The sequence below is a fragment of the Planococcus sp. BI3 genome (assembly GCF_056680115.1).
In genome coordinates, this window is record NZ_CM155266.1 from 3,415,282 (window position 1) to 3,428,059 (window position 12,778).

Genomic DNA, 12,778 nt, shown 5'->3' on the forward strand with positions numbered 1-12,778 from the left:
GATTCAACGGGCATAAGACAGACCAGCAGTGTGGCGCACTTTGCCACGCAGCTGGGTTGGCTTATGACCCAAGGAGCTGGGCGCTGGAGCTGGACAATAAAGAAAAGCGAAGGCAGCCGTTAAGCCCCGACAAGCGCTGGAAGCCGTCTAGCCGTGACAAGCGCAAGCACCTGTCTGGATTTGAAAGACATAAAATAAATCAAACCGGTCTGAGAAATCTTCAGATCGGTTTTTGGTATTTCAACAAGTGTGCTCTGGATAGATTCTTTAGATTAAAAGGGATAAGATGAAATGGACGAACTAGTGGAAGAGGTGCAGACGATGGAATTGTATAAATGGACAGGCCACCGCGACCAGGCGGTAACACTGATGGCAAACTTGGCTAATGCGCGGCTGATTTATTTAGTGAACGGCGACGAAGCGGTTTTGCTCTATGAAACAGAGGGCGGTCCCGGGCTGCAAGGGGCGGAAGCTTACGAAGTGCTGAATGCGGTAGGAGACATCAACGACGGCTTCTATGCAGTGTTCAATAATATTCCCGTGACGGAAGAAGGACGTGAGCTGTTCGAGTCGCGCTTCCAAAACCGCGCGGGAATGGTGGAGAAAGAGCCAGGCTTTGCGGCGATCCGCGTATTGCGTCCGCTGAATTCGGATACCTACACCATTCTGACGATTTGGAAAGACGAGCAATCGTTCAAGGATTGGCAGGAATCGCAGGCATACGGGCATGCACACGCCAAGCGAGGCACCACGGAAGGCATCGACAAGCGCCCGAATATTTTCCCGCGCCCTTCTTTTGTGACGACCTATACAAGATGAACAAATGCACTTTGTAATGGACAAGATTTAAAGACCACATGGATTTGGCTGAGGCCAAAACATGTGGTCTTTTGTCTAATCTGCAGTTCCTGCCAATCCTTCATTGAAAAAAACAGTCGAGTCAAGCTATAATATAAAGGTTATCAAAGGACGGGGAGGCGGAGAGCTATGCAAAAAAAAGTGACAATCAAACTGACGACGACGATCCGCCAGCCGGATATGGATGAACAAGTGATGGTGCTGGAATCTCACGGAACCTTAACGGAGAAAAACAAGATGCGTTATCTGCAATATGCTGAACAGCAGGATGATCTTGAAATCCGGACGACGGTCAAAATTCAAGAAGATGAAGCAGTGATCATGAGAAGCGGCGGCCTGCAGATGCGGCTCCCTTTTTTATTACATAAAGAACAAACCGGCAATCTGACAAATGAACAGGGGTCGTTCATGCTGACGACGAAGGCACACGAGCTATCGATCAGCGGTACGCGGTTCATGGTCCGCTATGATCTGGCATTGGGCTCGGATCATGTCGGCGAATACGAAATGGAAATACAGTTTATGGAGGCTAAATGATGAATGCAGTAGAAAAAGTTCAACAGGCGATTAAAATGGCGTTTGCGGAAGCCATCGAAAAAGCGGAATTGACGACCGAACCGGTTGAAGTCCAACTAGAATCACCTAAAGACAAAGCGAACGGCGATTACGCCACGAATATTGCCATGCAATTGACACGTCTGGCGAAAAAGCCGCCCCGTGCGATTGCTGAAGCGATTGTAGCAAACCTTGACAAAGATGCAGCAAACATCCAGACGGTTGAAATCGCTGGGCCTGGATTCATCAATATCACCATCAAAAAGGATTATCTGCTGGATGTCATTAAAACCGTGCTGGAGCAGCAAGCGGATTATGGTCGTTCAACAGCGGGTAACGGCGAACGCATCCAAGTGGAATTTGTCTCAGCCAATCCGACAGGGGATCTGCATTTGGGCCATGCCCGCGGGTCTTCCGTCGGCGATTCGCTTTGTAATGTATTGGACTTTGCGGGATACGAAGTGTCACGCGAATACTACATCAACGATGCCGGCAATCAAATCAATAATTTGGCTTTGTCGATCGAAGCCCGTTATTTTGAAGCTCTCGGCCAAGGCGACAGCATGCCGGAAAACGGCTACCGCGGACAGGATATTAAAGATATTGCGGATGCACTCGTTCAGGAACATGGCGACAAATTCGTCAGCATGACCCATGAAGAGCGTTTTGAAGCATTCCGCCAGCACGGCTTGAAAGTGGAATTGGCCAAATTGCAGCAGGACTTGGAAGATTTCCGCGTGAAATTCGACGTCTGGTATCCGGAATCGTCTCTTTACAAGAACGGCAAGATTGATGTTGCCTTAGCTAAATTGCGTGAAAACGGCCATGTCTATGAAGAAGACGGCGCGACTTGGTTCCGCTCAACGACCTTCGGTGACGACAAGGACCGTGTGCTGATCAAAAACGACGGCACTTACACATACCTGATGCCCGATATCGCTTATCACGAAGATAAATTGCAGCGTGGATTCGACAAGCTCATCAATGTGTGGGGAGCTGACCACCACGGCTATATCCCGCGCATGAAAGCGGCGATCGAAGCACTTGGCTATGACCGCGAGACACTGGAAGTCAGCATCATCCAAATGGTGCAATTGTACAAAGACGGGGAAAAGATGAAAATGAGCAAACGTACCGGCAAAGCCGTAACGATGCGCGAGCTGGTTGAATTGGTCGGCTTGGATGCTGTGCGCTATTTCTTCGCGATGCGTTCGGGCGATACACATATGGACTTCGACCTGGATTTGGCTGTTTCACAATCCAACGAAAACCCGGTCTACTATTCGCAATACGCTCACGCCCGTATCTCTTCCATTCTGCGTCAGGCAGAAGAGCAAGGCTTGATGGTTTCAGAAGACCATTTAGATTTATTGACTTCTGAAAAGGAAATTGATGTCCTGAAGAAAATCGGTGATTTCCCGCAGGTCATCGCGGATGCGGCCAAGCAGCGTGCACCTCACCGAATCACTGCGTACATCCATGAACTGGCGTCTCATTTCCATAGCTTCTATAACGCCAATAAAGTATTGGACGCGTCCAATCCGGAATTGACAAGTGCCCGTCTGGCATTGATTACGGCCGTGAAAACGACTTTGGCCAACGCATTGAAAACAGTCGGTGTTGCAGCTCCAGAAAAAATGTAAGGAACACACGGTCGTTTACGTGTATAATAAAGAGAAGTAACAGAATATGATAACAATTCATAAAGGTGCTTATGTCTAAGAACATGAGTTAAAAGGGAAGCCGGTCCAACTCCGGCGTGGTCCCGCCACTGTATGTGAGAGGAATCTGCAAAATGCCACTGAAGCGATGCTTTGGGAAGGTGCAGAAACCGACGACCACAAGCCAGGAGACCTGCCTTTATGACAACACACCCAAACGCCTGCGAGGAAAGGCTGGATGCGCATGCTTTTTTATGGCGTCCTTTCAATCCCCCGCAGTTTGCTGCGGGGGATTTTATGTTAGAAGTGATTTCTTATAGAGATTCAGAGGCTTCCTTAGCAAAAAAATAACTTTGTATTACCAAGGTGGCTCTTTAGAAGAAAGAGCGAAAGGCGGCGACTCCTGCGGGAAAGCGGAGTGATGAGACCCCGCAGGAGCTTGCGACGAGGAGGCTCAGCGCTTCGCCCGCGGAAAGCGTCCGCCTGTAGTGATTTCTTCGGTCGTTCACTTGTTATAACCAGATAAACAGTAAAAACAACAAGGGGGATTTATTATGAAGAAGATTTGGAAGTTTGGTGCAGCGGCAGGATTGGCTGCGGTGTTACTGGCAGGTTGCGGAGAAACGGCAGCACCGGAAGAAGAACAGGACGTCGAAACACCAGCGGAACCGCCGACAGAAGTGGCGGATGTTGAATTTCCGGTGACACTGACGGATGCGGTCGGGGATGAAATTGTCATTGAAGAAGAACCGGAAGCCATCGTCTCGATGGTGCCGTCAAATACCGAAATCGCCTTTGAACTCGGAATTGGCGACAAAATGGTCGGCGTCTCGGATTTTGACAACTACCCGGAAGAAGCTGCAGAAATCGAGAAAATCGGCGGCCAGGAATTCAATGTGGAGAAAATCATCAGCTTGCAACCCGACTTGGTGCTGGCACATGAATCCGGACTTGGGGTAGGAGACGCAGGCCTGCAGCAATTGCGTGATGCGGGACTTGTTGTATTCGTCGTCAACAATGCGGTCAGTTTTGAAGAAGTCTATGATTCCATTACGGTAATCGCACAAGCGACAGGCGCGATGGAAGAGGCGGAAAGCGTTGTTTCGGAAATGGAAGTCCAAGTGGCGGAAATCGAGGAATTGGCAAGTACGATCGAAGAGCCGAAAACCGTTTTCTTGGAAGTCGGCAGCCAGCCGGATATCTACACGACCGGTAAAGGCACCTTTATGGACGAAATGCTGACGCTCATCAACGCTGAAAATGTAGCCGGCGAGTTGGAAGGCTGGGTCAGTATGGATCCGGAAGCCATCGTGGCTGCAGATCCAGAAGTCATCATTACGACAGAAGGCGGCTATATTGAAGATGCCGTTGACCAAATCAAGTCGCGCAGCGGCTTTGCAGAAGTGACAGCTGTCAAAGAGGATGCTGTCTACAACCTGGATTCGGATATGCTCACCCGTTCAGGCCCACGCTTATCAGAAGGATTGATGGAAATGGCGCAGGCTGTTTATCCTGAAGTATTCAATGAGTAAAAATGTTCTGGCATACAGCGTCTCGCTGCTGATTTTAGCAGGAGCCGTTTTGCTGGGGGTGACGGTTGGGACGGTCTCCATTTCGCCGGTTGTGTTGTGGAACCCGTCATCGGATGAGGCGGCTGCCAATATTTTATGGAATATCCGCATGCCGCGCGTTATTTTGGCAGGGCTTGTCGGTGCGGCGCTGGCGATTGCCGGGGCTGCATTCCAAGGGCTTCTAAAGAATCCGTTGGCTGATCCCTACACCCTGGGAGTGTCTTCCGGTGCCTCCGTCGGCGCTGTGATGACGCTCTTTTTTGGTATTTCCATCCCGTTTTTGGGTCCGTTCACTTTGCCGGTCATGAGCATGATTGGCGCGCTGCTGACGATGCTTGCTGTCATGAGCTTTGCGAAGATGGTGGATCGTTCCATGAAAATGGAAACCGTCATTTTGACAGGGATCATCTTCAGTTCATTTCTCGGCTCCATCATTTCCTTAATGATTGCATTGACTGGGGAAGAACTGCGCCAGATTATCGGCTGGCTGCTTGGCAGCGTATCGATGCGGGGCTGGCCTTATGTGCGGATGGCGTTGCCGTTCGTCTTGATCGGCTCGTTCGTCTTATGGCTGAAGCGCCGTGAATTGAACGCCATGCTGTTCGGTGAAGAACGCGCGCAGCATTTGGGAGTCGATGTCAAAAAGAGCAAAATGACCATTTTGATCGGCGGTTCGGTGCTGACGGGCGCAGCAGTTTCGGTTTCCGGCACCATCGGCTTTGTCGGTCTGGTCGTTCCGCATATGACCCGTTTGCTTTGGGGGTCTGATCATCGGCACGTGCTGCCTTTATCGTTCATCAACGGAGCGGCGCTTTTGATCGTCTGTGACTTGGTGTCACGGACCATCATTTCACCGACAGAATTGCCGATCGGGGTCATCACTGCGTTTATCGGGGCGCCGGTATTTGCATTCATCTTTTTCCGACAACGCAAAGGAGGGGCTTAACCATGCTGGAAATAACAGGACTGACAGGCGGCTATGGCGATAAGAATATCGTCAAAGACGTATCGTTTACAGTCAATAAAGGCTCAATCCTCGGTATTTTAGGGCCTAACGGCAGCGGCAAATCAACCTTGATGAAACTGATCAGCGGTGTGCTGCCGGCATCGAGTGGGGACGTTCGGATTGACGGCATGTCGATTGCTGATTTTCCGGCAAAAGAATTGGCCAGAAAAATGGCGGTCTTGCCTCAATTGCATGCCCACGCTTTTGCCCATACCGTCCGGGAGACCGTTTCACTTGGCAGGTATCCGCATCAAAACGGCTGGTTTTCTTCCTGGTCGGAAGAAGATGAGCAGACTGTCCTGGAAGCGATGCGCCTGATGGACATCAGCCAATACGAAAAAACACAGATCGACCGGATGTCGGGCGGCGAACAGCAGCGTGTCTTTGTGGCACAAGCTTTGGCCCAGGATGCAGGGATCCTGCTGTTGGATGAGCCGACCAATCATCTGGACATCAACCACCAGAAGGAATTGCTCGACACCATCAAAAAACAGGCCATCGAAAAGGATTTGACGATTGTCTCCATTTTTCACGACATCAACCTGGCATCGATGTATTGCGATCAATTGCTGCTGCTGGACCAGGGGCAGGTTGTCCGGATCGGTGAACCGCATGAAGTGGTTCGGGAACAGGATATCGAGGCGGTCTACCATACGCGCGTCAGCAACCATCCGCATCCGGAATTGCCGAAACCTCAGATTACTTTATTGCCGGGAGTCGAACGAGAGTCCGTCCTCCATCCCATCCGTGCAGCTGAATTTCAGGTTTCCAAAGACATGGTGCTTTATCAGAGCCCCATTCCGTTAAAGACGGTTTCTTCAGCAGTTGTCAATGCGGGCTTCGGATGGTTCCGGAATTTTATGAATCGCCATGTGGATGCTTTCTACAATGTCAATGACAGCGTCCAGGAAATGTCCGGGTTTATTGAACAAAGCGGACTGAAAACGACGGATACAGTAGGGATGATGACTGCTGTCCAGACAGAAGACGCCATCGTAAAAGAATACGAAGGCCCATTCGGTTCAGTGGTGATCGCTGTGACAGCGGGCGTCGGAAACGGCGTGGATGTCTCGAAAGCGGTGGAGCGTACACTGCGCGTCGGCACCATCAACACCTGGGTATTGGTCAATGGCGTCTTGTCGGATGAAGCCTTTATCCAGGCGATGATCACCGCGACGGAAGCCAAGACCAAAGCCCTTCAGCAGGAGAAAGTCAAAGATCCGCTGACCGGCACGATTGCGACCGGAACATCCACCGACAGCTGCCTGGTCGCGGCAACACAGCAAGGCGAGCCGCTTCCTTACGCGGGTCCCATCACCGAGCTTGGGAAATTGATCGGCGTCGGCGTTTTTGAGTGCACAGTTGAAGCGCTCAAATTGTACCAGCTGGCGAAAGCGAAAAGTATATGATGTCTCATTTGATTGCAATTGCGCTGGGATTGGCCATCGACCGCCTCGTCGGAGATCCGCCGAATTGGCCCCATCCGGTTCGCTGGATCGGCACAGCGATACGCAAGCTGACCGGGCGCTGGAATCACGGGCCGAACGCTTTCCGAAACGGCTTCCTGCTGCTTGCAACGATTGCCGTTTCGTCCTTTTTGATCGTCTACGCGATTGTTTTTCTGGCCTATTCACTGAATGTCTTTGCAGGAATTGCCGTTGAAGCCTTGCTGATCGCTTCAGGCCTTGCCCAGAAGAGTCTAAAAGATGCGGCGATGGATGTCTACAATCCCCTGACGAATAAAAACATGGTGCTGGCACGTGAAAAATTGTCCTGGATTGTCGGCAGGGATACGGCCGGGCTAAATGAAAGCGAAATTACCAGAGGCGTCGTGGAAACGGTATCTGAAAACACCAGCGACGGGGTAACAGCACCGCTGTTCTGGGCGTTTCTGCTGGGCGCACCGGGTTTGTGGCTGTATAAAGCCATCAACACGCTCGATTCGATGGTAGGCTACCGGAATGAAGAATTCGAGCAGTTCGGTTTTGCATCCGCAAAAGCAGATGATGCAGTGAACTTTATACCAAGCCGTTTGACCGGATTTTTGATTTTGGTGATGACAGAAAACAAGCGTTCACTGACCTTGCGTCAGCGTTTTTCAGAATGGCTGCGGGATGCTCCAAAGCACCCGAGCCCGAACAGCGGCTGGCTGGAAGCGGCGACTGCCGTGCAATTGGGCGTAGAACTTGGCGGAGTCAACCGCTACAAGGGAGTCGAGTCGGACCGTGCGCGCATGGGCACAGCAGTCCATCCGCTGGAAGCGCATCATATCAAGGATGCCATCAGCCAGATGCAGACGGTCACCATCGGTTTTTTCATTTTATTCGCTATAGGAGGAGTTTTGCTTGGAATTGCCTAAACATGGAGCCAATCCGCTGCGCCTCTATAAACAGGCAGGCATCAGCCCGCCGCAACAGATTTTGGATTTTAGTGAAAATGTCCATCCGTTCGGGCCGCCTGCTTTTCTGGCTGAACGGTGGACGGATTTGCTTGAATTAATCGGTTCCTACCCGGACCCTGACGGAGAACCTTTCCGCACGGCAGCTGCAGAATTCCATAATGTCGCGGTAGATGGAGTGGCTGCAGGAAACGGCGCGGCCGAGATTTTTACATGGCTCGCCAGAAGATACCGCAATCAGCAGGTCGGATTGGTCGAACCGGCATTTTCCGAATACCGCCAGACGCTGGAAGCGGAAAATGTCCAGATTAAAGAGATTCAATTGCAAGCTGGAAATAGATGGAAATTAACGATTGAAAATGTCCAAGCCGCAATTCCAGGCTGTGCAGCTATCTATATCTGCAATCCGCAAAATCCTACGGGTGTATTGCTGAGCACCGATACACTTCAGGAAATCGCGCAGAGTTGCCTGGAAAAGGACTGCGAACTCGTAATCGACGAAGCGTTTATCGACTTTATTGGTGAAGCGGCATCCTTTATGCCGCTTTTGAAGAGCTTTCCAAATGTCATCATCGTCCGGTCGATGACCAAAATGTATGCCATTCCCGGACTGCGCCTCGGCTACGTGGTCAGCCGGGCAGAAACGATTGGGCAGTTGAAGCAGGGGGCGGCGCATTGGAACGTCAATGCTTTATCTGCGGCTATCGGTGCCCAATGCTTGGACGAAGCGGCTTATCGCAGCAAAGTCATTGCGGCTGCAACGGAAGAACGGCAGCATATGCGGCAGTTTTTGGCTGCGAACAATTGCCGGACCAGCGATTCAGCAGCAAATTTCCTGTCGTTTCAGCTGCCGGATCCAGACGATTCTACTGCGTTTTTCAGGGATTTCCTAAAAGCGGGAATCGTCCTGCGGCATACCGAATCGTTTCGGGGGATGGACGGCAAATGGTTTCGGATCGGCATGAAGTCAACGGAGAACATGGGGATATTGCGGGAGGCGATTAAGGAATGGCTCGAGGCCAATTAATATTTATCAGCGGAGGGGTCAGAAGCGGCAAAAGCGCCTATGCAGAATCGATTGTCTGCGCAGCTGGCAACCGGCGGAAAATCTATTTGGCGAGCGGACAGGCCCACGATGAAGAAATGAAAGACCGCATTGAACGCCACCGGAAAGATCGCCAGGAAGATGGCTGGCTGACAATCGAACAAGCCTATCGTATGGACAGTGTTCTGGGTGAACTGCAACCAGAAGACTTGGTGTTATGGGATTGTGTAACGACATGGCTCGCCAATGAACTTTACGAAGGCTGGGAAACAGGCAGCATGTGTGCGGAAAAGCCAGGATGCATGGAACAGAAATGGAGCGGCCTGAAAAAAACGATTTACGAAATGCTGGAGACCGTTGATTTATTGACAGTCGTCTCGAACGAAGTGCTGGACGACTTCGTGCGCGACGAACTTTACCAGAGCTGGCTAGGGCGCATCCACATCTGGCTCGTGCAGCAAGCCGATCAGGCCATCGAGATGGAAAACGGCCTGGCATTCAGAAGGAAGTGAAAAAATGCGCGGAATAATGATTCAAGGCACCGCTTCAGATGTCGGGAAAAGCATGATCTGTACCGCTTTTTGCCGAATCTTTTCTGATGAGGGACGGAAAGTGGCACCTTTCAAATCGCAGAACATGTCGAATAATTCCTATGTGACGGTATGGGGCGAAGAAATCGGCCGTGCGCAGGGCGTTCAGGCGGAAGCCGCCCGGACAACGGCGACGGTCAATATGAATCCGATCCTGCTGAAGCCTGAAAGCGGCATGAAATCGCAAGTGGTCTTGTTCGGCAAAAAACTGGAGACGATGGACGGCATGGATTACCGGTCGCAGTTTTATGAAAAAGGGCTAGCTGCAATCGATCAGGCACTGGGCAATCTGGCAAAAGATTTTACCCATGTGGTCATCGAAGGCGCCGGCAGTCCGGCCGAAGTCAATTTGAACGACCGGGAACTGGTCAATATGACAGTCGCCAAACGTGCGGATGTTCCGGTGATTCTTGTTGCCGACATTGAACGCGGCGGCGTGTTTGCATCGATTGTCGGAACGCTTGCGCTGACGCCTGAACCGGAGCGTGTTAAAGGACTGATCATCAATAAATTCCGCGGCGATGCCCGACTTTTTGATGATGGGGTCCGTTTCTTAGAATCCTATACTGGCATTCCGGTGCTCGGCGTCATCCCCTATATGGCCAGCCATGAAATCGAACAGGAAGATTCGCTCGGTGTTCAGAGGGTTCAACGGGTATCCGGTGTTAAAGAGGCGATCGAACTGGTGATTTGCAGACATCCTTATATCTCGAATTTTACAGATATTGAACCCTTTTTGAATGAACCGGATGTAACGATCCGCTGGGCGGAAACGGTTGAAGCTATCGGACATCCCGATATCCTCTTGTTGCCTGGCACCAAAAGTACGATTGCTGATCTGCGCTACTGGAAGGAGCAGGGGCTTGGCGCCAAAATCCAAGCGTTGAAGGAAGATACCTGGATTGTCGGCTTATGCGGAGGATTTCAGATGTTTGCCGAAACCCTGTCGGACCCGGAAGGCCATGACGGCTTCGCTGCAGAAAGCGAAGAAGGGTTCGGCCTGGTGCCGAATATGCACGTCCGTTTTGAAAAACAGAAAGTGGTCCAACGGCAAAGCGGCATAGTGGAATTTGCAGAGAGGCCTATTAAAGTGGACGGCTACGAAATCCATCACGGCAAAGCGACTAGATCTGCTCATCCACTCCTGCAATGCGAAAACACTGTGGAAGGACATTTCCGAGAACGTTTATTGGGTACGCATCTGCATGGGTTTTTCCGTGACCCCCATTGCCGCAGCGCTTTTCTGGCACCGATCCGGAAAAAGAAGAATCTGCCGTCGCCGGCGCCTGAAGCCGTGCCGGATCCTTTTGACCGCTGGGCAGAGCACGTGAAAGAACATCTGGACTGGCAAAAAGTCGAAGAAATCATGGAGGCAAGCCGATGAGCCGCCAGTGGGGAACAGGGTTTCTATTGGCACTTCAATTTTTCTCGGTGATCCCGGTGAAAAAACAGCTGCCGATGGAAGGAGCTCATATCACTGCGATGTACGCCATGCTGCCTGTATTGGGTCTGCTCCTTGGAAACATTCTGGCAGGATCGGTTTGGCTGCTGCGGGAAACGACTGACGCGAGTTCATTGCTGATCGGCTTTGCAGTTGTAGTGATCAGCATCGTGCTGACTGGCGGATTGCACATGGATGGCCTCGCTGATACGGGGGATGCTTACTTTTCCTATCAGGACCGGGAAAAGCGGTTGGAGATCATGGGAGATCCCCGGATTGGCGCATTCGGCACCATGGTTTTGCTGCTGTCGATTGTCGGGAAAATCATCATCGCAGCAGAATCCCTAGCTAGTGTTTCGCTGGTGTTGGTTTTATTTGTTCCGATATTATCCAGAATAGGGTTGTTGATCCTATTCAGCTCGACGAAATCAGCAAAGCGGGAAGGTTTGGCTGCATTCTTCCAGCAGCATGCGGACTCCAGTAAACTAAAGCGCGCAGCTGTTATTTTATTGGCTATCAGTTTTGTCTTCTTGTCTTGGAGCACAACTTTCTGGATAGCGTTGATCCTGCTTGCGCTGCTGCTCGTTTCGCTCTGGCTGTTCCGCGCCTGGTGCCTGCGGAATTTCGGTGGAGTGACCGGTGACTTGTTTGGTGCTTATGTGGAAGGAGTGGAGATTCTATTATGGACCAGTCTTTTGTTCTTCGTTTAATCCGCCATGCCCCTACACGAGGCAATCAACAAAAACGCTATATCGGCTGGACTGACGAGTCGATTTTGCCGTTTCGGGCAGAACCCGACCTGGAATTGAAAAATGTGATCGGCAGTGACTTAAAGCGGTGCCGCCAGACGGCAGCTAGGCTGTTTCCAAATGCCGCCTACCTGGCAAACCGGGATTTGCGGGAATGCCATTTCGGCGAATGGGAAATGAAAACCTATGAAGAACTGAAAGAGAATCAATTATACCGAAATTGGATAGACGAACCATGGAAGATCCGGCCGCCTGGCGGTGAAAGCCTGGCAGACATGGCGGAACGGGTCGAACAGGGCATACGGAAACTGCCGGAGGGCAACCGAATTACGCTGGTTGTCCATGGCGGTCCGATTCGTTACCTGATGGCCCAAGCTTTGGGAGAAAAATTTCAAGATCAAATTGCGCTGCACGGCGGCTGCCACACCTTAATTTGGCAAAGCCGCCAAGCGTTCGAGGAGCGGGCATTATGCACATCGTTTTCGGTGGAGCCTTTAACGGCAAACGGCAATATGTGAAAGACCAATTAGAAGGACAAGCCATCGATTGGCATGAAGGCAGCCTGCCAGAAACGGCAGCTGCGAAAGGGATTGCTGTCATCGCTGGTTTGGAGCATTGGGTCAAGCGGCAAATTGAACAGGGTTTTTCAGAAGAGCAATTGATGGAGCAAGTCAGGAAAGCAGTAAATGGCGGACAAGCGCAGCAGATTTGGATTTTAACGGATCTGAACCGCGGTATCGTGCCGACTGAGCGGATTGAACGGGAAATGCGTGATGTTATCGGACGGCTGTACCAGTTTTTATTTTCGGAAGCTGAAAAAGTTACACGGATTTGGTACGGCATACCAGAAAAGATCAAATGAAAGTTCATCCAGTTGAAAAGAGTTTATATTTTCGACGGGGTG

The 12,778-nt window shown here is 51.1% G+C and carries 14 protein-coding genes and 1 riboswitch; all 14 genes read left to right on the top strand.

From position 1 onward, the window contains the following. The first annotated feature begins 321 nt into the window (after window positions 1–321). Complete coding sequence (locus tag AC1MEO_RS17105; protein WP_480336132.1) at window positions 322–819, top strand: antibiotic biosynthesis monooxygenase family protein; 498 nt, start codon at window positions 322–324, stop codon at window positions 817–819. Window positions 820–987: 168 nt separating this feature from the next. After that, window positions 988–1,395, top strand: coding sequence for a YwiB family protein (locus tag AC1MEO_RS17110; RefSeq protein WP_480332712.1), 408 nt, complete (start codon window positions 988–990; stop codon window positions 1,393–1,395). Further along, window positions 1,395–3,056: an arginine--tRNA ligase gene (gene argS / locus AC1MEO_RS17115; protein ID WP_480332714.1), complete on the top strand. Its 1,662-nt coding sequence runs from the start codon at window positions 1,395–1,397 to the stop codon at window positions 3,054–3,056. Before AC1MEO_RS17110 ends, argS begins: the two co-directional genes overlap by 1 nt. Window positions 3,057–3,102: 46 nt before the next feature. Further along, window positions 3,103–3,289: riboswitch (cobalamin riboswitch) on the top strand. Next, window positions 3,276–3,425, top strand: a complete 150-nt coding sequence (locus AC1MEO_RS17120) for a hypothetical protein (RefSeq protein ID WP_480332716.1) — start codon at window positions 3,276–3,278, stop codon at window positions 3,423–3,425. It overlaps the preceding riboswitch by 14 nt. 203 nt (window positions 3,426–3,628) lie before the next feature. Next, window positions 3,629–4,606, top strand: a complete 978-nt coding sequence (locus AC1MEO_RS17125; protein ID WP_480332718.1) for an ABC transporter substrate-binding protein — start codon at window positions 3,629–3,631, stop codon at window positions 4,604–4,606. Beyond that, the gene (locus tag AC1MEO_RS17130) at window positions 4,599–5,591 is read left to right on the top strand and encodes a FecCD family ABC transporter permease (RefSeq protein ID WP_480332720.1); all 993 of its coding nucleotides are present in this window, start codon (window positions 4,599–4,601) and stop codon (window positions 5,589–5,591) included. The genes AC1MEO_RS17125 and AC1MEO_RS17130 overlap by 8 nt, the downstream gene beginning before the upstream one ends. 2 nt (window positions 5,592–5,593) lie before the next feature. Continuing rightward, on the top strand, window positions 5,594–7,060 hold the full coding sequence (locus tag AC1MEO_RS17135) for an adenosylcobinamide amidohydrolase (RefSeq protein ID WP_480332722.1): 1,467 nt from the start codon (window positions 5,594–5,596) through the stop codon (window positions 7,058–7,060). After that, window positions 7,057–8,010 carry an adenosylcobinamide-phosphate synthase CbiB gene (gene cbiB / locus AC1MEO_RS17140; protein ID WP_480332724.1) on the top strand — a complete coding sequence of 318 codons (954 nt, stop codon included), beginning with the start codon at window positions 7,057–7,059 and terminating at the stop codon, window positions 8,008–8,010. Before AC1MEO_RS17135 ends, cbiB begins: the two co-directional genes overlap by 4 nt. Continuing rightward, entirely contained in the window at window positions 7,997–9,076 is a 1,080-nt protein-coding gene (locus AC1MEO_RS17145; protein ID WP_480332726.1) for a pyridoxal phosphate-dependent aminotransferase, read from the top strand. Before cbiB ends, AC1MEO_RS17145 begins: the two co-directional genes overlap by 14 nt. Further along, entirely contained in the window at window positions 9,058–9,606 is a 549-nt protein-coding gene (locus AC1MEO_RS17150) for a bifunctional adenosylcobinamide kinase/adenosylcobinamide-phosphate guanylyltransferase (protein WP_480332728.1), read from the top strand. The genes AC1MEO_RS17145 and AC1MEO_RS17150 overlap by 19 nt, the downstream gene beginning before the upstream one ends. Window positions 9,607–9,610: 4 nt before the next feature. After that, window positions 9,611–11,068, top strand: coding sequence for a cobyric acid synthase (locus tag AC1MEO_RS17155; RefSeq protein WP_480332730.1), 1,458 nt, complete (start codon window positions 9,611–9,613; stop codon window positions 11,066–11,068). Continuing rightward, a complete protein-coding gene (gene cobS / locus AC1MEO_RS17160; protein ID WP_480332732.1) occupies window positions 11,065–11,835 on the top strand; it encodes an adenosylcobinamide-GDP ribazoletransferase in 771 nt (256 codons plus the stop codon). Before AC1MEO_RS17155 ends, cobS begins: the two co-directional genes overlap by 4 nt. Further along, on the top strand, window positions 11,808–12,392 hold the full coding sequence (locus AC1MEO_RS17165) for a histidine phosphatase family protein (protein WP_480332734.1): 585 nt from the start codon (window positions 11,808–11,810) through the stop codon (window positions 12,390–12,392). Before cobS ends, AC1MEO_RS17165 begins: the two co-directional genes overlap by 28 nt. Then, complete coding sequence (locus AC1MEO_RS17170; RefSeq protein WP_480332736.1) at window positions 12,344–12,736, top strand: bifunctional adenosylcobinamide kinase/adenosylcobinamide-phosphate guanylyltransferase; 393 nt, start codon at window positions 12,344–12,346, stop codon at window positions 12,734–12,736. The genes AC1MEO_RS17165 and AC1MEO_RS17170 overlap by 49 nt, the downstream gene beginning before the upstream one ends. Window positions 12,737–12,778: the final 42 nt, after the last annotated feature.